Source organism: Janthinobacterium longum, from assembly GCF_051380735.1.
Taxonomy (GTDB): Bacteria; Pseudomonadota; Gammaproteobacteria; order Burkholderiales; family Burkholderiaceae_D; genus Janthinobacterium.
Map to the genome: position 1 here is coordinate 89,577 of NZ_JBNYXQ010000010.1, position 21,007 is coordinate 110,583.

The following is a 21,007-nucleotide window of genomic DNA, read 5'->3' on the forward strand; positions in this document are numbered from 1 at the left end:
CCTTACTTTATTCAACCGAGGAAATAACATGAACAAGGCCTCCAAAAATTCCACCAACGTCGGCGAGGTGCCCGATATCTCGTCCGGCATGGTGTTGCTGCTGGCGATCGCATCCGGCCTGATCGTCGCCAATCTGTATTACGCACAAACCCTGGTCGGCCCCATCAGCGCGTCGACCGGCCTGTCGGCCAAGGCGGCCGGCCTGATCGTCACCCTGACGCAGATCGGCTACACGCTGGGCCTGCTGTTCGTGGTGCCGCTGGGCGACTTGCTGGAAAACCGCCGCCTGATCATCACCGGCCTGCTGGTCACTGCCGTTGCATTGATTGTCGCTGCCCTCAGCACCGGCGCCATCGTGTTCCTGGCCGCCGCGCTGGCGATCGGCCTCGGTTCGGTGGCGGCGCAGGTGATTGTGCCGTTTGCCGCCCATTTGTCGAAGGAAGCGACGCGCGGCCAGGCCGTCGGCAAGGTGGTCAGCGGCTTGTTGCTGGGCATTATGCTGGCCCGTCCGGCCGCTTCGCTGGTGGCGGCCCATGCCAGCTGGCACGTGGTGTTTGGCGGCGCGGCCGTGCTGATGCTGGCCCTGGCCGCAGTGTTGCGCCGTGCCTTGCCGCTGCGCCAGCCGGTCTCGACTATCCGCTACCCAGCGCTGATGGCTTCGCTGTGGCATTTGCTGCTGGGCACGCCTGTGCTGCGCCGCCGCGCCGCTTATCACGCTGGCCTGTTCGGTGCCTTCAGCCTGTTCTGGACCGTCACGCCACTGGTGCTGGCCAGCCCCGCTTTTGGCCTGTCGCAAACCGGCATCGCCATCTTCGCCCTGGTCGGCATGGCCGGCGCCGTCGCTTCGCCGATCGCCGGCCGCCTGGCCGATGCGGGCCATACCTTGCCGGCCACGGCCGTCGCTTTGATCCTGGGCATGGTGGCGTTTGCCTTGCCGATGTTTGTACCGAAATCGCAACATCTGGCGCTGGGCTTGCTGGTGATCGCTTCCATCGTCCTCGACATGGGCGTGGCCGCCAACCTGGTGTTGGGGCAGCGCGCCATCTTCAGCCTGGCGCCGGAAGTGCGGGGCCGCTTGAATGGCCTGTATTTCGCGCTGTTCTTTGCCGGTGGCGCAGCCGGTTCCGCAGTCGGCGCCTGGGTGTACGCCAGTTATGGCTGGCAAGCGACGTTGTTGACCGGCATGGCGTTTCCGGCGCTGGCGCTGCTGGTGTGGCTGGGAGAATTCTTGCCGAGCTTGTCGCGCCGCACCGCCTGAAAAGCGAGCGTTCGCATGGTTATCATGAAAACGCATTTCTATCATCATGAATGACAATTGGTTTTATATGCCGCGATGCAGCATCATTCAGTTGTCTCCTCTAACTCCTCAACGGAATTAGATTCAGCCCGCTCTCGCAGCGGGCTTTTTTTTGACGGGATTTTTGTCTACACCACGGAAATGCCCAGCTCGCGCACGAAATTGGCCGCTTGCGCATGCGTAATGACTGCGCCCTTGAACAGCGCCGCTTCCGTCAGCTTGAAGCCGTCGATATCGGCGCCGCGCAGGTCGGCGCCCTGGAACTTGGCCAGTTTCAATACGGCATTGCGCAAGCTGCCGCCTTCGAAGATCACGTCGCGAAAGTCGCAGCCGGCCAGATAGGCTTCGGAAAAATCGAGCTGCTTCAAGATGGACTTGCGGAAGGAAAAGCCGCGCAGGTCGGCGCCGATCAGCAGGCTGTCTTCGAAGCTGGCGCCCAGGTGCGCCACTTCCTCGAACGAGGCGCCGGTCAGCTTGCAGCCGCGCCAGGACGCGGAAGCGAGCTTGGCGCGCCGCCATTTGGTATTGTTCAGGTCGCAGCCTTCGAAGCTGGCGTCGACCGCGTCGACGGATTCGAAATCGGCGCCGCCGGCGCGGCAACGGCGCCAGGTCGTGCGAGCCAGCTTGCAGGCGAACAGGTTGGCACCGGTAAAGGTGCAGCGCTCGAAGGAGCAGCCCTGCAGGTCAAGCCGGGCCAGGTCGGCGTCGTCAAAGGCGCAGCCCTCGAAGGTGCGCACCGCTTGCGCCAGCAGTTGTTCCAGCGCGCTGCGCTCCAGTGTCAGCCCGGTCGCGGTTGTCTCGTGTATTGCCATCCGTTTATTTCCTTGTAAAAGCGGGGGAGGGATGGCGCGGCGGGAAGCGTGCACGGACCATAACGCAGCCCCCGACTGGTGTAACAGCCAGGATCAGCGCCGTGGGTCCGCGTGGGGCGGGAGCATGTTGTGCTTCAACACCTACCGGGTTACCAACCGGTTTGCTCATTTTCGACAGGCAACCATTGTAGCCTTTCAAACGTGCCCTTGCCAGCCTGAACGGCGCCAGGTTAGTATCGCTGCAGGTGCACGCAGTGCGCCAACGTCGCTCGGACGGATCCGGGCGCTTACGTACAGAGGTCTCATGACAAACAGCCAAACTCCGCGCAGCTTTTCGCGCATCAATCGTCTTCCCCCCTACGTTTTCAATATCACCGCCGAACTCAAGATGGCCGCGCGCCGCCGTGGCGAGGACATCATCGACATGTCGATGGGTAATCCCGACGGCGCCACGCCCAGCCATATCGTCGACAAGCTGATCGATACGGTCAAGCGCCCCGACACGCACGGTTATTCCGCTTCGAAGGGCATTCCGCGCCTGCGCCGCGCCATTTCCCACTGGTACAAGCAGCGCTATGAGGTCGAGATCGATCCCGACAGCGAGGCCATTGTCACGATCGGCTCGAAAGAAGGCCTGGCCCATTTGATGCTGGCCACCCTGGACCGTGGCGACACGGTGCTGGTGCCCAACCCCAGCTACCCGATCCATATCTGGGGCGCGGTGATCGCCGGCGCCGATATCCGCTCGGTGCGCATGGGGCCCGGCGTCGATTTCTTTGCCGAGCTGGAGCGTGCAATCCGCGAAAGCTATCCCAAGCCCAAGATGATGGTGCTGGGTTTTCCATCGAACCCCACCGCGCAATGCGTGGAACTGGAGTTTTTCGAGCGCGTCGTGGCGCTGGCCAAGCAGCACAATATCCTCGTGGTGCACGACCTGGCCTATGCCGACATCACTTTTGATGGCTGGAAAGCGCCGTCCATCATGCAGGTGCCCGGTGCGCGCGACGTGGCTGTCGAATTTTTCACCATGTCGAAAAGCTATAACATGGCAGGCTGGCGCATCGGCTTTATGGTTGGCAATGCGGAGCTGGTTGCGGCCCTGGCGCGTATCAAGAGCTACCACGACTACGGCAGTTTCACGCCGGTGCAGGTGGCGGCGATCGCGGCGCTGGAAGGCGATCAAAGCTGCGTGATGCAAATCTGCGCGCAATACCAGCGCCGCCGCGACGTGCTTGTCAAAGGTTTGCATGAAGCTGGCTGGATGGTGGAAACGCCCAAGGCCTCGATGTATATCTGGGCGCATATTCCGGCAGCGTATCGCCACCTGGGTTCGCTGGAGTTTGCCAAGCTGCTGCTGGAAAAAGCCAAGGTCAGTGTATCGCCGGGTATCGGTTTCGGCGAGTACGGCGACGAATACGTGCGCTTTGCCCTGATCGAAAACGAGGCGCGCGTGCGCCAGGCGCTGCGCGGCATCAGGAACATGCTGCGCGCACCGGCAATGGCCGGGGGAGAGGCCGCAAAATAATGCCGCATGGAATCAATGATTGCCACTGTTATCACTCAAGCGTATTTCCCATATCATCAATATAAAGTGGTTTTATAGCTTGCGATCCGGCATGATGCTTCTGTCTCCTCTACTTCCTCACAGGAAATAGATTCAGCCCGCTCCAGTAGCGGGCTTTTTTTTGCCTGCATTTTTGTGACTGTCCGGGTACCATGCGCATCCGTCCAATTATTTGCAGAATGCCAAATGTTCAAGTCCAAGGCCAAGGCCAGGTTTGCACGCCACTCGCCATCGTCCCTGCGCCGGTTGGCCTGGTTTTGCTGTTTGTCGATATTGACCGTGCCGCAGGCGTTTGCGCTGGACAGCCACTTCCGCATCGGCGACTACCGCCACGACGTGTGGGGCGCGAAGGAGGGTGCGCCAGCCATGACGACGGCAATGACGCAGACCAGCGATGGCTGACTGTGGCTGGGTACCACGCGTGGCCGGTACCGTTTTGACGGAACTACCTTCGAACGTTTCGTGCCGCTTCCCGGCGAAGCGTTGACCTATAACGGCATTTCCACCATGTTTGCGGCGCCGAATGGCGATTTGCTGATCGGCTACTTGCTCGGTGGCTTCAGCATTTTGCGCAATGGCCATGTGCTCAACCTGACGTCAGTCCAGAACCGGCCCTTTTCCACGCCTTTTTCCGTGCGTGCCGACGCGGACGGCACGTTCTGTGTCGGTGCCGGCAACGGCTTGCGCCGACTGCGCGGCACGACCTGGGAAACCATCGGCAAGAGCTGGGACTATCCCACCGAGAAGGTGGAAAACATGGTGCTGGACCAGTACGGCAGCCTGTTTGTCGGTGATGGTAAGCAGCTGTTTCTGCTGGACAGGGAAAAGCGCAAATTTCATCCGGTTGGCCCGTCCGGCGACAGTCCGGGCCTGATCATCTCGCCCGATGGCCAGCTATGGCGGCGCGAGGGCACGCAACTGATACGCTTCGATCTACCCCACGCGGGGCCGGCACTGGCGCGCCTTCCGCAGGCGGCCTCGGCATCGATGGCGGTCAACAAGTTGTTTGACCGCGACGGCAACCTGTGGATGTCCTCCTGCCCGGAAAAGGTCTGCATGGTCAGGCGCGGAGCGCTGCCGGCCGGGCCTGGTTCCACGCTGGAAATTGCCCTTGTCTATGCGCCGGCGCATTTCACGCTGCAGGTCACTGACGATGGTGGCGGCATCGATGCCGCCATCCTTGCCGCAGGCGGAAAATCCGCCCATTGGGGCCTGACCGGCATGCGCGAACGCGCGCGCGGCATCGGTGGCAAGGTCAGCATTGCCAATACGGGCGCTGGCACCGAGGTGAAGCTGCAAGTGCCGGCACGCGCAGCGTATGCCAGAGTTGACGGCAACTGGCGGCGCAAATTTCTGCCTTGGTGGCGTCGCACTTGATGGCGATATTGGTAGCACTCCCTTGCCTGATCCATGGACCAGGCCGTTTCCATGCAAGAAGATCGGGTCGTTAATCATTCCGGAAAAGTTGCATTTTTGAGTGCTAGTATCGCCGCACCTGAACGTCAGGGCCGTAAGCCAACTATCACCACCGGGGACCACCGTGAAAAACTTCAACTATCCATTCTCGATCGCTGCCATCATCGGCACCTTGTTTGCCGGCGTCGTTCCAGCGAGCCAGGCATCGGCTGCAGCCGTCAAGCCGACCATCATCCTCGTGCATGGCGCTTTTGCCGATTCGTCGAGCTGGGATGGCGTGACTGCCAGGCTGCAAAAAGATGGCTATACCGTGATCGGCGCAGCCAATCACCTGCGCAGCGTGAAAACCGACGCGGACTCGGTGGCACGCGTGATCAAAAGTGTGCCTGGCGACGTGATCCTGGTGGGTCATTCCTATGGCGGCTCGGTGATCAGCGCCGCAGCCCAAGCTGGCGCCAACGTCAAGGCGCTCGTCTATGTCGCGGCATTTGCCCCGGAAGCGGGCGAGACGGCAGCCGGCTTGTCAGGCAAGTTCCCCGGCGGCACTTTGGGTACGGCGCTGGGCAAGCCGGTGCCACTGGCCGATGGCAGCAATGACCTGTATATCGAACAGGCCAAATTCCACGCGCAGTTTGCGGCCGACCTGCCGGCAGACAAGGCGCGCCTGATGGCAGCGGGCCAGCGCCCGATCACCGATGCGGCCTTGAACGAAGCGTCGCCGGCGCCAGCCTGGAAGGATATCCCGTCGTGGTTTGTCTACGGCAAGGCAGACAAGAATATTCCTGCCGAAGCGCAAGCCTTCATGGCCAAGCGTGCAAATGCAAAGAAAACCATCGTGATCGACGGCGCCTCGCACGTGGTGATGACCTCGCACCCGGCGGAGGTCGCCAAGCTGATCGAAGAGGCGGCCAGCAGCGCCAGGTAAGGCAACCGTTGTCTGGTCCAGATATTGATGAAGCGTATTTCTGTCATCACAACAGATAATTGGATTTATATGCTGCAATGCATCAAGATGCACTTGTCTCCTCTACTTCCTCAAAGGAAATAGATTCAGCCCGCTCCAGTAGCGGGCTTTTTTTTGCGCCCGGTATCGGCGCTCTTGTCCCGGTGGCGCCGTGTTACTGGTAAAATAACGCCCCGGGCAAGGAAAGTGCGTTATCCATGTGGTGAGCGATGCCTGGCGATTCTGGCCGCCGCTGCCACTGATCGTGCCACTGCCGCGCAAAAAAAGCGACTCCACCAATAAAGTTGTATCACTATAGGAAATTCGATGGCAAAAGATGATGTCATAGCAATGCAAGGCGAAATTTTGGAAAACCTTCCCAACGCCACGTTTCGCGTCAAGCTCGAAAATGGACACCTCGTACTGGGCCATATTTCGGGAAAAATGCGCAAGAACTATATCCGTATCCTGCCTGGTGACAAGGTCAACGTGGAACTGACCCCGTATGACCTGAGCAAGGCGCGTATCGTATTCCGTACCAAATAAGCGACTCCCTGTGACGGGGGCGGCAAAGCCGCGTGCTGCGCTGCCGTTCATTCGAGCGAACTGCTCGCGCGTGCGAGCGCTCGATGTGGCTTGCAAGCAGATATAGGTTTTGCATATCGGCACCATAGGAAAAGATGATTGGATAAATATGCTGCGATGCGGCATGATTGTCCTGTCTCCTCTACTTCCTCACAGGAATTAGATTCAACCCGCTCCCGTAGCGGGTTTTTTTTGGCTTCACTACTTGTCAAGCTGGCATCAATGCTACACTGTCAACTTTTAACCTTGGGAAACTGTCAGATGATGGAATTGTTGCGTCATACGCTGGAATCGACGCCTATCCTGGCGCTGTTCCTGGTTATCGGCCTGGGCTATGCGCTGGGACGTATCAGTGTGTTTGGTTTTTCGCTGGGCGTCGGTGGCGTGCTGTTTGCCGGGCTGGCGCTGGGCGCGTTTGCGCCCGGTTCGGTGCCGCCGCCGCTTGTCGGCTCGATCGGCCTGTTGCTGTTTTTGTATGGCATAGGCGTGCAGTACGGCACGCAGTTTTTTGCCGGCCTGCGTGGCGCCGGGCAGAAACATAACCTGATCGCCCTGGCTGCCGTAATGGGCGGGCTGGCCGTGTCCATCTGGGGTGGGCAGTGGATCGATATTTCCCTGCGCATGGCCAGCGGCGTGTTTGCCGGCGCCATGACCAGCACTGCCGCGCTGCAGGCGGCGATGGAAGCGTCGCATGGCAATCGCGATGCGGCCGTCGGCTATGCGGTGGCGTATCCTTTCGGTGTGGTGGGCCCGATGCTGGGCCTGTATCTGGCCGGACGCGTCCTGAAGCCCGTGCTGGCCCCGCCGCCGGTGCCCATCGTTGTCTCTGAAATCGCAATTGACCGCGATGCGCTGGCGGGCGCCACCCTGTCCGAGCTGGCCGACGGCCCGCTGGCAGGCGTGCAGGTGATCGGCGTGCGCCATGGCCATCAGAACAGCCTGCCAGATCCCGGCCTGGTCATCGGTGTCGGCGACGCGCTGATGGTGGCTGGTACGGTGGCCGCCGTCGACGCTGCGCGCGCCGCGCTGGGCCATCTGGACCCGGGCCGGCTGATGAAAGACCGCCGCGATTATGACGGCATCGAGGTGTTCGTCTCGGACGCCGAAATCGTTGGCGTGCCGTTGGGCGAGCTGAACCTGTTCAAGGATTTTCCCGCCAAGCTGGCCTTTATCCGCCGCGGTGACGCCATGATCCTGCCGCAGCCCTTTCTGACGCTGGAGTTTGGCGACCGGGTGACGGTGATCGCGCCAGCCAGCCACGCGGCCGACGTGCGCAAGCTGTTCGGCAATTCGATCACGGCCACGGCCGAGTTCAGCTATGTGTCGCTGGGCATGGGCATGGTGCTTGGCGTGCTGCTGGGCCTGGTGCCGATTCCTTTGCCCTGGATAGGTTCGTTCAGCCTGGGCCTGGCTGGTGGGCCGCTGGTGATGGCGCTGATCCTGGGCCGGCTGGGCCGTGTCGGCAAGATCAGCTGGCGCTTGCCGCTGTCGGCCAATCTGGTCATGCGCAACTATGGCCTGACGATCTTCCTGGCCTCGGTTGGCATGGCGTCCGGCTTGCCTTTCCTGCAGCAGGCCGGCGCCGACGGTTTGCCGATGTTGCTGCTGGGCGCCGTCACGGTGCTGGTGGTGGTCGCGCTGGTGGTGTTGCTGGGCAAGTTCTTCCTGCGCCTGCCGTTCCCCGAATTGCTGGGAATCGCCGCTGGCGCCACTGGCAATCCGGCCGTGCTGGTGTTTGCCAACCGCCTGGCCAAGTCCGACCGGCCCAACCTCGGTTACGCCATGATTTTCCCCAGCATGACCATCGTCAAAATCATCGCCGTGCAAATATTGCTGCACCTGTACGGCTAAGTGCCCCTCGCGCCGGCGGCCTGAAAACCGCTGGCGCCACTCCCATTCTGTTGTACAATCCTTGAGAACGGTCGTGCTTTTTTTGTGCGCTGAGCTTTCTTGCGCGCAATCGCCACGCGACATATAACAAGAGGGAGACAGACATGGATTTGAATTATTCAAGCGACGAGATGGCGTTTCGCGACACGGTGCGCGCCTTTCTGGACAGCCACTTGCCGTTGGAGCTGCAGCGCAAGGTGCGTGGCCACTTGCGTTTGACCCGTGACGATTACGTGCGCTGGCACAAGATCGTCGCGCAGCAGGGCTGGGCTGCGCCGGCCTGGCCGGTCGAATACGGCGGCACCGGCTGGACAGCCGTGCAGCGCCATATATGGGAAGACGAATGCGCGCGCGCCGCCACGCCGCCGATTTTGCCATTCGGCATCAACATGGTGGCGCCCGTCATCATGGCCTTCGCCAGCGAAACACAAAAAGCCCATTACTTGCCGCGCATCCTCAATTGCGACGACTGGTGGTGCCAGGGCTACTCCGAGCCGGGCGCCGGCTCCGACCTGGCCTCGCTGAAAACCACGGCCGTACGCGATGGCGATGACTATATCGTCAACGGCCAGAAAACCTGGACTACCCTGGCCCAGCATGCCGACATGATCTTCTGCCTGGTGCGCACGGATACGAGCGTGCGCAAGCAGGAAGGCATCAGCTTCTTGCTGATCGACATGAAAACGCCAGGCATTACCGTGCGCCCCATTATCATGCTCGACGAAGACCACGAGATCAACGAAGTGTTTTTCGACAATGTAAGAGTGCCGGTGGCCAACCTGGTGGGGCAGGAAAACCGCGGCTGGACTTACGCCAAATACCTGCTGGGCCATGAGCGCACGGGCATTGCCGCCGTCGGCCGCTCGAAACGCGAGCTGGCCTTCCTCAAGCAGCTGGCCATGCAGCAATTCAAAAAAGGCCAGCCGCTGCTGCGCGACCCGGCCTTTGCGGCCAGGGTGGCCGGCGTGGAAATCGAATTGATGGCGCTGGAGATGACGGTGCTGCGCGTGATCAGCGAGGAAGGCAAGGGGCCGGGGCCGCAGGCCTCGATGCTGAAAGTGCGCGGCTCGGAAATCCAGCAGCAGCTGACGGAACTGATGGTCGAAGCGCTGGGCCCGCAAGCCTTGCCCTTCGATCCGGCCTATCTGGACGGTGAACAGGAACACAGCGCAGCCGGCAACGACCTGGCAGCACCGCTGGCCGGCTATTACTTCAATTACCGCAAGACGTCGATCTACGGCGGCTCGAACGAAATTCAAAAAAACATCATCACGCAGATGATCCTGGGCCTGTAAGGCAGACAAGGCAGACAAGGAACACAATATGGACTTTACTTTCAACCAGGAACAGCAGCAGTTCGCCGATGCGCTGCGGCGCTGGGCCGTCAAGGATTACCGTTTCGAGACACGCCAGGCCATTATTCACTCCGCCAGCGGCACCTCGGATGCCGCCTGGGCCACGCTCGCCGAGCTGGGCATGACGGCCTTGCCGCTGCCGGGCGAGCAGGGCGGCTTTGACGGCACGGCCGTCGACATGCTTTTGGTAATGCAGGAGCTGGGACGCGCACTGGTGGTCGAACCGTATTTCGCCACCGTATTTGCTGCGCACTTTTTGAAGCTGGCCGGCGGCCACGCCAGCGTGCTGGAGCAGGTGGCGCAAGGCAGCGTCAAGCTAGCCAGCGCCCTCGGCGAAGCGCAGTCGCGCCACGACTTGCACGATATCGCCACCACGGCCACCGGTAGCGGCGACGGCTTTGTCCTGGACGGCACGAAAACCGTGGTGATCCATGGCGCGCAAGCCGATTACCTGGTCGTCTCGGCCCGCAGCCACGGGGAACATCGCGATACGGACGGCATTTCGCTGTTCCTGGTGCCTGTCAACGCGCCCGGTGTCAGCGTGCGCGACTACCGCACCATCGACGGCCAGCGCGCCGCCAGTGTGACCCTGGTACAAGTGGTGCTGGGTGGCGATGCGCTGATCGGCGGCGCTGGCAAGGGCTGGCAGCTGCTCGACGCGGCAGCAGACTACGGCGCCACGCTGTTATGTGCCGAAGCCGTCGGCGCGATGGACGCCATCTTCGCGGCCACCCTGGAATACCTGAAAACGCGCCAGCAATTCGGCGCGCCGATCGGCAAGTTCCAGGCGCTGCAACACCGCATGGCCGATATGTTCATCCACCTCGAACAGGCGCGTTCGATGGCCATGCTGGCGGCCGCCAGGGTCGATACGGCAGAGCCGGTGGAACGGCGCCGCATCGTCTCGGCCGCCAAGGCCAGGGTAGGGCAGGCGGCGACCTTTGTCGGCCAGCAAGCCGTCCAGTTGCATGGCGGCATGGGCGTCACCAACGAAGTGCTTGCCGCCCACCATTTCAAGCGCCTGACCATGATAGGCCTGAGCCTGGGCGATGCGGACCATCATATCGAGCGCTTTGTTGCCCAACCGGGCTTTTTGCCATCGGAGAGCGCATGACTGCCACGGCGCCAAAACTGTGGTATTTCGAAGGTGAGGCGGCCAATGCATAATATTGATGGTATCGCCGGCTTCCGGGCGCTTGCCGGCCAGCATGTGGCCGTCTCCGAATGGATCAGCATCACCCAGCAGCGCATCGATGCCTTTGCCGCCGCCACCGACGACCATCAGTGGATTCATGTCGATCCTGATCGCTGCGCGCGCGAGTCGCCATATGGCTGCACGGTGGCGCACGGTTTTTTGACCCTGTCGCTGCTGCCGGCCATGCTGCAAAATGCCCTGCACATGGCCGGCATCAGCATGGCCATCAACTACGGCCTGAACAAGGTGCGCTTTCCCGCACCGGTGCCGGTCGGCAGCCGCTTGCGCGCGCGGCTCGATATCTTGTCGGTGGACAATTTGGCCGAAGGCGCCCAGGTGAACTGGGCAGTGACCATGGAGCGCGAAGGCGATGCCAAGCCGGTGTGCGTGGCGCAATTCCTGATGCGCTGTTACGCGTGATGCGACTTTCACGAGCGCTGTAACGAGCTGGCAGCAAGGTTGTCAAATCAAGCAGGCAAAGATATTTTCTTTAAGAAACAACACGTTCTGGAATAGAATGCCGGTGCAATACCGTCAGGCGCGTGGGCGTCGATTCTGTTGAGGAGCAAGCATGGCAAGGCCAGAGAAAGTTCGGCTCGGTGAAATTTTGGTGCAGCAGAACCTGCTGACTGAAGAACAGTTGGGCATGGCCTTGACGGAGCAGAAACGTTCGGGCCGCAAGCTGGGCCGCGTGTTCATCGAGCATGGCTATGTCACGGAAGAACAGATCTCGGGCGCCCTGGCGCGCCAGCTCGACATTCCCTATATCAACCTGAAGTTTTTCAACATCAATGCGGAACTGGTGCGATTGCTGCCGGAAACCCAGGCCCGCCGCTTCCGGGCGCTGGTGCTGGAAGACCGTCGCGAGGGGCTGCTGGTCGGCATGTCCGACCCCACCGACCTGTTCGCCTACGACGAGATCGCGCGCTTGGTCAAGCGCAATATCGAACTGGCGGTGGTCAACGAAACCGAAGTGCTGGCGGCGATCGACCGCATTTACCGCCGCACCGAAGATATTTCCACGCTGACGCGCGAGCTGGAGCAGGACTTGGGCGACGTCTCGGTCGACTTCGGCGCGCTGGCCGCCAATCCGGGCCTGGAAGAAGCGCCTATCGTCAAGCTGCTGCAGTCGGTGTTCGACGATGCGACCCAGGTGCGCGCTTCGGACATCCATATCGAACCGCAGGAAAGCCGGCTGCAGATCCGTTTCCGCATCGACGGCGTGCTGCACCTGCAGACGGAAGCCGATATCAAGATCGCGCCTTCGCTGGCGCTGCGCCTCAAATTGATGTCGGATCTTGATATTTCCGAAAAGCGCCTGCCGCAGGACGGCCGCTTCGCCATACGTGTAAAAAACCAGCGCATCGACGTGCGTATTTCCACCATGCCGACGCAATACGGCGAATCGGTGGTGATGCGTCTGCTGAACCAGGGCGGCACCGCGCTGCGCCTGGACGCGATCGGCATGCCGCCGGCGCTGGTCAAGAAATTTCGCGCCATCGTGCAGCGCCCGAACGGTCTGGTGCTGGTAACGGGCCCGACCGGTAGCGGCAAGACCACCACCCTGTATTGCGCGCTGGCCGAACTCAATTCGGTGGAAAAAAAGCTGATCACGGTGGAAGACCCGGTCGAATACCGCCTGCCCGGCATCAACCAGGTGCAGGTCAACGACAAGATCGAGCTGAACTTTGCCAGGGTGCTGCGTTCGGCCCTGCGGCAAGACCCGGACATCGTGCTGGTGGGCGAGATGCGCGACCAGGAAACGGCGCAGATCGGCCTGCGCGCCGCAATGACGGGCCACCTGGTTCTTTCGACCCTGCACACGAATGACGCGGCCAGTACCCCGCTGCGCCTGATGGACATGGGCGTGCCGCGCTATATGGTGGGCAGCTCGCTGCAAGCGGTGCTGGCGCAGCGCCTGGTGCGCGTGATCTGCGAAAGCTGCACCACGCCATACACGCCGACGCCGACCGAGGCCGAATGGCTGCGCATGGAGCTGGGTGAACTGGTCGACCGCACCCAGTACCACCATGGCAAGGGCTGCTCGCATTGCAACGGCATGGGTTACCGGGGCCGTACCGGCGTGTATGAACTGCTGGAAATGACGCGCGCCGTGGTCGATGCCGCCAACCATGCCGACCCTTCGCACTTCCTGAAGGCCGCCAACGCCGAGATGGCCGGCGAAACCCTGCGCCGCCACGCGGTGCAACTGGTGGTGCAAGGTCGCACGACAATCTCCGAAGCGATGCGCATCAGCAACCAGAACGAGGAGTAACGTGCCTTTTTTCGCCTACAAAGCCCGTAACGCCAGTGGCGAATTGCTGCAAGGCGTGATGGAGGGCGCCGACAGCGGTGCGGTGGCCAACCAGCTGTTCGCCACCGGCGCCACGCCGGTCGATATCGTGGAAACGAAGAAGGCAGTCACCACCAGCGGCGATATCGGCCTGTGGCAGCGCCTGACTGAAAAGAAAGTCACGTCGATGGACGTGCAGCTGTTCAGCCGCCAGATGTATACCTTGCTGAAAGCCGGCGTGCCCATCATGCGCGGCCTGGCCGGCCTGCAGGAGTCGGCCATCAGCCCCGCGTTTGGCCGCGTTATCAAGGATATCCGCGAGTCGCTTGATGCCGGGCGCGAACTGTCGGCCGCCATGGCGCGCCACCCGGCCGTCTTTACGCCGTTTTACCTGTCGATGGTGAGGGTGGGCGAAATGACGGGCCGCCTCGACGAAGTCTTCCTGCGCCTGTTCGATCACCTGGAATTTGACCGTGAAATGCGCGCCCGCGTGAAGTCGGCCACCCGCTACCCGACCTTCGTGGTGTTCGCCATGCTGGCCGCAATGGTGGTAGTCAACATGTTTGTCATTCCGCAGTTCGTCAAGGTATTCGACAGCTTCAATGCCGAACTACCGCTGATGACGCGCGTCCTGATCGGCACGTCGCGCTTCACCACCGACTACTGGCCTTTGCTGCTGCTGGCAGGCGCTGTCGGGCTGTTCAGCTGGCGCGCCTGGCTGAAAACCGCCGATGGTCGCTACGAATGGGACCGTATCAAGCTCCGCGTGCCGATCGCCGGCAAGATCATCCAGAAGGGCACCATGGCCCGTTTCGCGCGCAGCTTTGCCTTGTCAAGCAGCAGCGGCGTGCCCATCGTACAGGCTTTGACGGTGGTATCGCAGACGGTCGATAATCACTATCTGTGCGCACGGGTCGAACAGATGCGGGATGGCGTGGAACGCGGCGAGAGCATTTTGCGCACCTCGGTGGCGGCGAATGTGTTCACGCCGGTAGTGCTGCAGATGATCGCCGTCGGCGAGGAGTCGGGCTCGCTGGACGAGTTGATGGACGAGATCGCCGACATGTACGAACGCGAGGTCGATTATGAATTGAAGACCTTGTCGGCGCAGATCGAGCCAATATTGATTGTGTTTCTAGGCGCAATGGTACTGGTATTGGCTTTAGGCATCTTCCTGCCGATCTGGGACCTAGGCCGGGTAGCGCTGCATTGACGGCGATACGACAACGCCAGCGCGGATACACGCTGTTCGAACTCGGGGTGGTGGTGGCCGTTTTCTCGATCCTGGCGACGGTCTTGCTTAGTCGCCTCAGTTTTTACCAGGAGCAAGCTGAACGCGCGGCCGTCGCGCGCATGATCGGTGCGCTGCGGACCAGTTTGCGTGTGCAGGCGCTGCGGTTGGTAATTGATGGCAAGCGCTCTCAATTGCCGTTGTTGCAGCAGCAAAATCCGCTCGATTGGCTGGCTGAACGGCAATCGAATGACCTGGGTGAGCTGCAAGCACCTGAAATAGATACTTTGCCAGGAGGGAATTGGTATTTTGATAAAGCTGATCAAAAATTGGTGTATTTGTTAAGGGTAGGTAATATTTTTTCAGCTAAAAGTATTGTCCCGCTGAAATTTAAGGTAACCTTGCCCCAAGTTGATGCCAACATTGAGCAGCTGGCAAGCGTGCCTGACATTGTGGCGCTCGATGCGGCACAGTCTGGCAGGAAATAAGCCAGCGGCATGCCGCGTGGTGATCGGTTTCACGGATTTATTTTTTTGATTTTTGGAGAGCAAGCAATGAACAAGTCGTTACGCAGTTTCAAAAGTGGCGCCCAAGCAGGTTTTACCCTGATTGAGCTGGTGGTCGTTATCGTTATCCTGGGTATTCTGGCTGCGACGGCCATTCCCAAGTTTGTTGATATGTCGACCGACGCGCGTGTGGCCAAGATGCAGGCTGCCGCTAGCGCTGTTAAGGCTGGTGCGGCGCTGTATCATGCGCAATGGCTGGTCGCAGGTTCGCCAGCTGACGGTAGTACTGTTCAGATGGAGGGTACGGGTGTTGCTGGCGTGAATGGATATCCGGCAGCAAGCGTCACTGGTATCCAGTTTGCGTCCGGTCTGACGGCTACGGATTATGGTTTGACTGTTGCTGGTACCGGCGCTACAGCCACGCTGACCGTGACGGTCGATCCAACTGCTACTGCAAGCCGTGCAAGCTGCTCGGTGGTCTACACCGCCCCAACCGCAGCTAACGGCTCACCTAATATCGTGGTCAATGCAAGCACCACCACGTGCAAATAATGTTGTAGCCGTTTGACAGAATGGCATGGACAGTCCTGCCATTCTTTGCGTCACCAGCCCAACCCCAGGCCCCCGCCAGTTGGGCTTTTTTACGGGTCTTCCCTTGCAACCAGTATCAACACCCATTGCCTACCCTGACGCGCGCGGCTTTACGCTGATCGAGTTGATCTCCCTGCTGGTTATTGCGGGCATCCTTGCCACCTTTGCTGCCGGCCGCTTCTTTCAGCGCGAGACGTTTGATGCGCGCGCGTTTGCCGACCAGGCGACCGATATGCTGCGCTATGCGCAAAAGCTGGCCGTGGCGCAGAACCGGCCTGTCTACGTGCGCCTCGATGGCCAGAGCGTGGCCCTGTGTTTCGACGCGCTTTGCACTGCGGCGGCCAGGGTGAGGCCGGCAGTAGGAAGTAACAACGGCAGCAAGGAAACGCTGGCGTATTGCAGCAACAGCCCCGACTGGCTGTGCGCAGGGCGTCCGGACAAGGTAACCTTGTCCATCCTGGCGGTGACTCCGCCACACGGCAGCGGCTTTTATTTCGATGCGCTGGGCCAGCCTTATGAGACGGCCGATGTTTTCCCGGCCGCTTCCACCTTTACCCGGGGATTGACGTTGCGTGTGGCGGGCGACGGCATGAACCGCGATATCGTGGTCGAGAACGGCACTGGCTATGTCCACTAGAAGGTTACCTTCGCGCCAGAACGGCGTCACCCTGATCGAACTGGTGCTGTTCATCGTTATCATCGGCGTAGCCACCTCCGCCATCGTGGGAGTGATGAGCTTGACCACCAGCCGTAGCGCCGATCCGCAATTGCGCAAGCAGGCGCTGGCTGTTGCCGAAAGCATGCTCGAGGAAATCACGCTGGCGCGCATCACTTATTGCGATCCGACAGATGCTGCTGCAGAAACAGCGACTAGCAGCGCCGGCTGCACGGTTCCCGAAGGAATGGGACAGGAAGCTGGCGGTGTGCCACGTCCGTTTGACAATGTTAGCGATTATGGCAGCGCCAGCGGCGCGGCTGTCGAGTACAGCAGTGATGCGGCCGGTGTGCCATTTTCAGCCACCGGTGGCATATTGAAGCCTTTGGTCAAAATCACTGCCACCAGCCTGAATGGCCTGCCCGCCAGCGAGGTGCTGCATATCGAGGTGCGCGTGCCGTATGGCGACAAGCAGGAAATTGTGCTCGATGGCTACCGCACGCGCTACGCACCGAATAATATTCCATGAAAAGACATCTGGCTTTCCTCAACCGTGCACGTGGCTTTACGCTGGTGGAGATGATCATTGTGATCGTCATTACCGGCATCATAGGTGGCATGGTGGCTGTGTTCATCCGAGTGCCGGTGCAAGGCTATATAGACGCTACAGCGCGCGCCAGCCTTGCCGACGCCGCCGATACTGCCGCACGCCGCATTACGCGCGACCTGCGTCTGGCCTTGCCCAACAGCGTGCGTGTCAGTACCAACGGCCAATACCTGGAATTGCTGCTGACAAAATCGGGCGGGCGCTACCTGAGCGATGCGGATGGCCCCGGCTTGGGCGACGCGCTGGGTTTTGACCCCAGTATTGCGCGCGCCAATCCGAATAAATTTACCGTCGTGGGCGCCATGCCGGCTGATGCGCAGAGCGCACGCCAGCAAATCCGCCCAGGAGATTTTATTGTTGTGTATAACCTGGGCCCAGGCTACGTACCGGCCGATGCCTATAATTGTGCGGCCGGCTGTAACCGCGCTACTGTCACCGGGGTAAGCGGCAACGTGATCACACTGGAAAACAACCCCTTCCTGGCGCAGTCGCCGCCACTGGCGTCGCCATCGTACCGCTTCCAGGTCGTCTCCACCCCGGTCAGTTATGCCTGCGACAGCGTCAAAGGCACGCTCACGCGCTATTCAGGCTACGCCATCCAGGCCACCCAGCCGGTCGACGCCGCCGCCGCGCCGCTGCTGGGAACCGGCGCCTTGCTGGCGCAGTCGGTGACTGCGTGTTCTTTCAATTACAGTGCCATTGCGAATGTTCAACGTGGTTTGGTCAGCGTTGCACTGTCCCTGGGCGCCGCCAACAGCAATACCGGCACCATCAGCTTGTTACAGCAGACGCAAGTGGTTAATACTCCATGAAGCCGATCAACCCTGCTCAATTTCGCCATCAGCGCGGTTTCAGCATGATCACCGCTATTTTTCTGCTGGTGGTGCTGGCCGGCCTTGCCGTGGCGATGGTCACCATGTCGGTCAGCCAGCAGACTTCTTCGGCAATGGATGTGCAGGGCGTGCGCGCCTTGCAGGCCGCGCGCGCCGGTATCGAATGGGGCGTGTACCGCCAGTTGAGACCGACGCAGGCGGCCAATTGTTTTGCCGATACCTCGTTTGCGCTGCCGGCGGGCGACACATTGTCAGGTTTTACGGTGAGCTTGCAGTGCAGCCGCGTGATTGGACCGGGCACGCTGAGTACTTGGACCATTACCTCCACCGCCTGCAACCAGCCAGCTGCCACGGAGCCGCGCTGCCCGAATCCCGGCAATAACGCCGATTACGTGCAGCGGCGATTGCAGGCAGTGTTGTCGAATTGATGCAGGCGCAAAAAGACTGGCTAATTTATTGTTTTTATGCAATAAGTTAGCTCCATGAATTAAAATTGGTGTGATGCATTATCTGCGCGGTACGCTCGTAGCAGGCACTTAAATTTGGACAGGGCGCATGGGTTTATTCGCTAGAGCAAAAAAACAGGACGGTTGGCTGGCGACGGTGTTCGGTAGCGATGGTATCAGCGGCGCGGTGGTTGTGCGTGAGACTGAGGGCATGCCGCAAGTCAAAAGCCTGCTGTTCCAGGCCTGCTCCCGGCCGGCGTCTGCCGAGGCGCTGGACCGTCTGGGCAAGCAATTGCAGGCGCCGCAGCGCCATTGCACAACCTTGCTGGCGGCAGGCGAGTACCAGTTGCTGTCGGTCGAAGCACCTGCCGTGCCGCGCGAAGAGTTGAAGACAGCGGTGGGCTGGCGCCTGAAAGATATGCTCGATTTTCCGTTGATGGAGGCGACCATCGACGTCTTCAACGTGCCCGCTGACCAGGGCGCCGTGCAGCGCGGCAGCAGCGTGTTTGCCGTCGCGGCGCGCAATAACGCCGTCGCCATGCGTCAGGCACTTTACACTGAATGCAAAATTGCCCTGTCCGTGATCGATATTCCGGAAATGGCCCAGCGCAATATCGCGACCTTGCTGGAAACCCCGGGGCGTGGCATCGCAATGTTGTCGTTCGATGGGGATGGCGGGTTGCTGACCATGAGTTTCAACGGAGAGTTGTGCCAGTCGCGCCGTATTGACGTGAAACTGGCGCAATTGCTGTCCGCCGACGCCAGTTCCTATTACGACAGGATCACGCTGGAGCTGCAGCGTTCCTTCGACCATTTTGATCGTCAGTTTCATTTTATCTCCCTGTCGCGCCTGATGCTGCTGACGGGTGGTGCCGATGGCCTGCACGGCTACCTGGCCGATAACCTGTACATGCCGGTCGAGCGGCTGGACCTGGCCAGTGTGTTCAATCTGGACAGCGTGCCGGATCTGGTCGAGCCAGCCATGCAGGCGCGCTATTTCCTGGCGCTGGGCGCTGCGCTTCGGCTCGAAGCCAAAGGTGATGGCAAGAGTGAAGGGAAGGAGGCATGAGTCAGCAGATCAATCTGTTCAATCCGCAATTTGAACAACAAAAACATCAGTTATCAGCGCGCATGGCAAGCCAAGCCTTGGGTGTATTGGCGGTGTTCCTGTTGGCGCTCAATTTTTACGGGCAGCGCCAGCTATCGGCGCTGCAGCGCGACGATGACGCCGCAAAAGCTCAGTTGACGCAACGCCAGGCGCTGCGCGATAAAACCTTGCAAGAGTTACCACCACGTAAAAAAGATCCCACCCTGGAGCAGCAGATTGCCGCCGCCGAAACGCAGCGCCAGTCGCTGCGTCATGCGGCGGACGTGCTGCGCGGTGGTGAATTGGGTAATACGCAAGGCTACGCCGGGATTTTTCGCGCGTTGAGCCAAGCCCGCGTAGAAGGCGTCTGGTTGACCGGCGTGCGCGTCTCGGGCCAGCAGATCGGGCTTGAAGGGCGCACCTTGCAAGCAGACCTGATCCCCGCATTGATCACTCGCCTTGGCCAGCAAAACGTGCTCAAGGGCAAAACGTTCGCCAGCCTTGAGATCGGCACGCCGCAAGCAGTTAACACCGGTGAGGCGCTGGCACCCGCGCCGAAGTCAGGCTATCTGTCGTTCAGCCTGCAGTCGGTTAACACCGCCGCCAGCACGCCGACTATAGCAAAAGGAGGAGCGCGCTGATGCAAGCCCGACTGAAACAATGGGCGCTGGCGTACGACGCACTGAGCCTGCGCGAGCGCGGTATGCTGCTTGCCGCCGCCGTCGCCGTGGTGATGTTCGTCTTTTACTTCCTGTTGCTTAATCCCATGTTGGTCAAGCGTACCCTGCTGACCGGCGGCATTGCCCAGAAAAACATGGAAATGACCAATCTCGACAAGGAAATCACGCTCATCAGGGCCGCTCACGAGTCGGACCCTGACCGGGACGCGCGCGCCAGGCTGGCGACGATGCTCAAGGAGACGGACGAGCTGCGCGGCGACCTGCGCCGCAGCCAGCATGGCCTGGTGGCGCCCGAGCGCATGGTGTCGCTGCTGGAAAACCTGCTGCGCCAGCATGCCAGGCTGCGGCTGGTATCGCTCAGGACCTTGCCGGTCGAGGCGGTCGGTGAGTCCGTGACCACACCGGCAACGCCGCCGGTAGCAGGTGCTGCGGTAGTCGACGCATCGCCGTCCATCGCCGCAGCCGTGCTGCACCGGCATGGGGTGGAAGTGGTGGTTCAGGGCAGCTACGCCGACATGGTGGCCTATATGCAGGCGCTGCAAACGATGCCCACGAGTGTGTTCTGGGGTCAGGCCCAGCTTGATGCGCAAGCTTATCCTGCCGCCAGCCTCACACTGACCTTGCATACCCTGAGCACTGATGAATCATGGATGGCCTTATGATGCGGCAGCACTTGATCGCTGGACTGTTGCTGGTGGGTGTTGCTGCGGGTGCACAGGCGCTGGATGATCCGACACGACCTCCCGCAAGCCTGCTGGCGCCAAGCCAGGCCAAACCTGTAATACCTGGCAAGCCGAAGCTGCAGTCGGTACTGGTGGCGAGCCAGGCTGGTGGACGTCGCCTTGCCGTGATCGATGGTCAAATCGTGCGTGTGGGCAGCAAGGTAGGCGACGCAGTTGTTCTGGAGATACGCGATACCCTCGTGGTGGTACGGCGTGGCAAGCGGCACGAAACCTTCAGGCTGTACCCAGAAACCAGAAAAGCCGATCGTCAGACCGGCGGCAAGCAGGAGTAAAAGAAG

At 60.8% G+C, this 21,007-nt stretch carries 23 protein-coding genes; 22 read left to right on the plus strand and 1 reads right to left on the minus strand.

What is annotated here, in order from left to right; translation table 11 throughout:
• Positions 1-28 precede the first annotated feature (28 nt).
• On the plus strand, positions 29-1,258 hold the full coding sequence (locus ACQ4WM_RS21130) for an MFS transporter (RefSeq protein ID WP_436548614.1): 1,230 nt from the start codon (positions 29-31) through the stop codon (positions 1,256-1,258).
• A gap of 167 nt (positions 1,259-1,425) precedes the next feature.
• Here the strand turns inward: ACQ4WM_RS21130 and ACQ4WM_RS21135 are convergent, their stop codons facing one another.
• The gene (locus ACQ4WM_RS21135; protein ID WP_436548615.1) at positions 1,426-2,109 is read right to left on the minus strand and encodes a pentapeptide repeat-containing protein; all 684 of its coding nucleotides are present in this window, start codon (positions 2,107-2,109) and stop codon (positions 1,426-1,428) included.
• A 304-nt stretch (positions 2,110-2,413) separates the two neighbouring features.
• Between ACQ4WM_RS21135 and alaC the strand changes: the two genes are divergently transcribed.
• The 21 genes from alaC (at position 2,414) to ACQ4WM_RS21240 (ending at position 21,001) form a co-directional block, all read left to right on the plus strand.
• Complete coding sequence (gene alaC / locus ACQ4WM_RS21140; protein WP_436548616.1) at positions 2,414-3,634, plus strand: alanine transaminase; 1,221 nt, start codon at positions 2,414-2,416, stop codon at positions 3,632-3,634.
• Positions 3,635-3,859: 225 nt separating this feature from the next.
• On the plus strand, positions 3,860-4,075 hold the full coding sequence (locus ACQ4WM_RS21145; RefSeq protein ID WP_436548617.1) for a hypothetical protein: 216 nt from the start codon (positions 3,860-3,862) through the stop codon (positions 4,073-4,075).
• Between the two features lie 60 nt (positions 4,076-4,135).
• Positions 4,136-5,050, plus strand: a complete 915-nt coding sequence (locus ACQ4WM_RS21150; RefSeq protein WP_436548618.1) for a sensor histidine kinase — start codon at positions 4,136-4,138, stop codon at positions 5,048-5,050.
• Between the two features lie 163 nt (positions 5,051-5,213).
• A complete protein-coding gene (locus tag ACQ4WM_RS21155) occupies positions 5,214-6,014 on the plus strand; it encodes an alpha/beta fold hydrolase (protein ID WP_436548619.1) in 801 nt (266 codons plus the stop codon).
• 345 nt (positions 6,015-6,359) lie between these two features.
• Positions 6,360-6,578 (plus strand): translation initiation factor IF-1, encoded by a 219-nt coding sequence (gene infA / locus ACQ4WM_RS21160; protein ID WP_166105866.1) that lies wholly within the window; start codon positions 6,360-6,362, stop codon positions 6,576-6,578.
• Between the two features lie 300 nt (positions 6,579-6,878).
• Entirely contained in the window at positions 6,879-8,468 is a 1,590-nt protein-coding gene (locus ACQ4WM_RS21165; RefSeq protein WP_436548620.1) for an aspartate:alanine exchanger family transporter, read from the plus strand.
• Between the two features lie 143 nt (positions 8,469-8,611).
• Positions 8,612-9,802: an acyl-CoA dehydrogenase family protein gene (locus ACQ4WM_RS21170; RefSeq protein WP_436548621.1), complete on the plus strand. Its 1,191-nt coding sequence runs from the start codon at positions 8,612-8,614 to the stop codon at positions 9,800-9,802.
• Between the two features lie 28 nt (positions 9,803-9,830).
• The gene (locus tag ACQ4WM_RS21175; RefSeq protein ID WP_436548622.1) at positions 9,831-10,976 is read left to right on the plus strand and encodes an acyl-CoA dehydrogenase family protein; all 1,146 of its coding nucleotides are present in this window, start codon (positions 9,831-9,833) and stop codon (positions 10,974-10,976) included.
• Between the two features lie 45 nt (positions 10,977-11,021).
• Entirely contained in the window at positions 11,022-11,477 is a 456-nt protein-coding gene (locus ACQ4WM_RS21180; RefSeq protein ID WP_436548623.1) for a MaoC family dehydratase, read from the plus strand.
• 151 nt (positions 11,478-11,628) lie between these two features.
• The gene (locus ACQ4WM_RS21185) at positions 11,629-13,332 is read left to right on the plus strand and encodes a GspE/PulE family protein (protein ID WP_436548624.1); all 1,704 of its coding nucleotides are present in this window, start codon (positions 11,629-11,631) and stop codon (positions 13,330-13,332) included.
• Between the two features lies 1 nt (position 13,333).
• Positions 13,334-14,563, plus strand: coding sequence for a type II secretion system F family protein (locus ACQ4WM_RS21190; RefSeq protein ID WP_436548625.1), 1,230 nt, complete (start codon positions 13,334-13,336; stop codon positions 14,561-14,563).
• Positions 14,560-15,069 carry a type II secretion system protein gene (locus tag ACQ4WM_RS21195; RefSeq protein WP_436548626.1) on the plus strand — a complete coding sequence of 170 codons (510 nt, stop codon included), beginning with the start codon at positions 14,560-14,562 and terminating at the stop codon, positions 15,067-15,069. The genes ACQ4WM_RS21190 and ACQ4WM_RS21195 overlap by 4 nt, the downstream gene beginning before the upstream one ends.
• Positions 15,070-15,078: 9 nt before the next feature.
• On the plus strand, positions 15,079-15,639 hold the full coding sequence (locus ACQ4WM_RS21200) for a pilin (protein WP_436548627.1): 561 nt from the start codon (positions 15,079-15,081) through the stop codon (positions 15,637-15,639).
• A gap of 103 nt (positions 15,640-15,742) precedes the next feature.
• A complete protein-coding gene (locus ACQ4WM_RS21205; protein WP_436548628.1) occupies positions 15,743-16,315 on the plus strand; it encodes a pilus assembly FimT family protein in 573 nt (190 codons plus the stop codon).
• Positions 16,305-16,862, plus strand: coding sequence for a type IV pilus modification PilV family protein (locus ACQ4WM_RS21210; RefSeq protein ID WP_436548629.1), 558 nt, complete (start codon positions 16,305-16,307; stop codon positions 16,860-16,862). The genes ACQ4WM_RS21205 and ACQ4WM_RS21210 overlap by 11 nt, the downstream gene beginning before the upstream one ends.
• Positions 16,859-17,752 (plus strand): prepilin-type N-terminal cleavage/methylation domain-containing protein, encoded by an 894-nt coding sequence (locus ACQ4WM_RS21215; RefSeq protein WP_436548630.1) that lies wholly within the window; start codon positions 16,859-16,861, stop codon positions 17,750-17,752. Before ACQ4WM_RS21210 ends, ACQ4WM_RS21215 begins: the two co-directional genes overlap by 4 nt.
• A gap of 44 nt (positions 17,753-17,796) precedes the next feature.
• Positions 17,797-18,201 carry a pilus assembly PilX N-terminal domain-containing protein gene (locus ACQ4WM_RS21220; RefSeq protein ID WP_436548631.1) on the plus strand — a complete coding sequence of 135 codons (405 nt, stop codon included), beginning with the start codon at positions 17,797-17,799 and terminating at the stop codon, positions 18,199-18,201.
• 229 nt (positions 18,202-18,430) lie between these two features.
• Complete coding sequence (locus ACQ4WM_RS21225) at positions 18,431-19,288, plus strand: agglutinin biogenesis protein MshI (protein ID WP_436548632.1); 858 nt, start codon at positions 18,431-18,433, stop codon at positions 19,286-19,288.
• Entirely contained in the window at positions 19,285-19,947 is a 663-nt protein-coding gene (locus tag ACQ4WM_RS21230; protein ID WP_436548633.1) for a PilN domain-containing protein, read from the plus strand. Before ACQ4WM_RS21225 ends, ACQ4WM_RS21230 begins: the two co-directional genes overlap by 4 nt.
• On the plus strand, positions 19,947-20,648 hold the full coding sequence (locus tag ACQ4WM_RS21235) for a type II secretion system protein GspM (protein ID WP_436548634.1): 702 nt from the start codon (positions 19,947-19,949) through the stop codon (positions 20,646-20,648). The genes ACQ4WM_RS21230 and ACQ4WM_RS21235 overlap by 1 nt, the downstream gene beginning before the upstream one ends.
• The gene (locus ACQ4WM_RS21240; RefSeq protein WP_436548635.1) at positions 20,645-21,001 is read left to right on the plus strand and encodes an MSHA biogenesis protein MshK; all 357 of its coding nucleotides are present in this window, start codon (positions 20,645-20,647) and stop codon (positions 20,999-21,001) included. The genes ACQ4WM_RS21235 and ACQ4WM_RS21240 overlap by 4 nt, the downstream gene beginning before the upstream one ends.
• Positions 21,002-21,007 lie beyond the last annotated feature (6 nt).

Excerpts from the sequence above, each read along its gene's own strand:
- ACQ4WM_RS21130 (WP_436548614.1), top strand. The coding sequence starts at position 29 with ATGAACAAGGCCTCCAAAAATTCCACCAACGTCGGCGAGGTGCCCGAT.
- ACQ4WM_RS21135 (WP_436548615.1), bottom strand. The coding sequence starts at position 2,109 with ATGGCAATACACGAGACAACCGCGACCGGGCTGACACTGGAGCGCAGC.
- alaC (WP_436548616.1), top strand. The coding sequence starts at position 2,414 with ATGACAAACAGCCAAACTCCGCGCAGCTTTTCGCGCATCAATCGTCTT.
- ACQ4WM_RS21145 (WP_436548617.1), top strand. The coding sequence starts at position 3,860 with ATGTTCAAGTCCAAGGCCAAGGCCAGGTTTGCACGCCACTCGCCATCG.
- infA (WP_166105866.1), top strand. The coding sequence starts at position 6,360 with ATGGCAAAAGATGATGTCATAGCAATGCAAGGCGAAATTTTGGAAAAC.
- ACQ4WM_RS21165 (WP_436548620.1), top strand. The coding sequence starts at position 6,879 with ATGATGGAATTGTTGCGTCATACGCTGGAATCGACGCCTATCCTGGCG.
- ACQ4WM_RS21170 (WP_436548621.1), top strand. The coding sequence starts at position 8,612 with ATGGATTTGAATTATTCAAGCGACGAGATGGCGTTTCGCGACACGGTG.
- ACQ4WM_RS21175 (WP_436548622.1), top strand. The coding sequence starts at position 9,831 with ATGGACTTTACTTTCAACCAGGAACAGCAGCAGTTCGCCGATGCGCTG.
- ACQ4WM_RS21180 (WP_436548623.1), top strand. The coding sequence starts at position 11,022 with ATGCATAATATTGATGGTATCGCCGGCTTCCGGGCGCTTGCCGGCCAG.
- ACQ4WM_RS21185 (WP_436548624.1), top strand. The coding sequence starts at position 11,629 with ATGGCAAGGCCAGAGAAAGTTCGGCTCGGTGAAATTTTGGTGCAGCAG.
- ACQ4WM_RS21200 (WP_436548627.1), top strand. The coding sequence starts at position 15,079 with ATGCCGCGTGGTGATCGGTTTCACGGATTTATTTTTTTGATTTTTGGA.
- ACQ4WM_RS21210 (WP_436548629.1), top strand. The coding sequence starts at position 16,305 with ATGTCCACTAGAAGGTTACCTTCGCGCCAGAACGGCGTCACCCTGATC.
- ACQ4WM_RS21215 (WP_436548630.1), top strand. The coding sequence starts at position 16,859 with ATGAAAAGACATCTGGCTTTCCTCAACCGTGCACGTGGCTTTACGCTG.
- ACQ4WM_RS21220 (WP_436548631.1), top strand. The coding sequence starts at position 17,797 with ATGATCACCGCTATTTTTCTGCTGGTGGTGCTGGCCGGCCTTGCCGTG.
- ACQ4WM_RS21225 (WP_436548632.1), top strand. The coding sequence starts at position 18,431 with ATGCCGCAAGTCAAAAGCCTGCTGTTCCAGGCCTGCTCCCGGCCGGCG.
- ACQ4WM_RS21230 (WP_436548633.1), top strand. The coding sequence starts at position 19,285 with ATGAGTCAGCAGATCAATCTGTTCAATCCGCAATTTGAACAACAAAAA.
- ACQ4WM_RS21235 (WP_436548634.1), top strand. The coding sequence starts at position 19,947 with ATGCAAGCCCGACTGAAACAATGGGCGCTGGCGTACGACGCACTGAGC.
- ACQ4WM_RS21240 (WP_436548635.1), top strand. The coding sequence starts at position 20,645 with ATGATGCGGCAGCACTTGATCGCTGGACTGTTGCTGGTGGGTGTTGCT.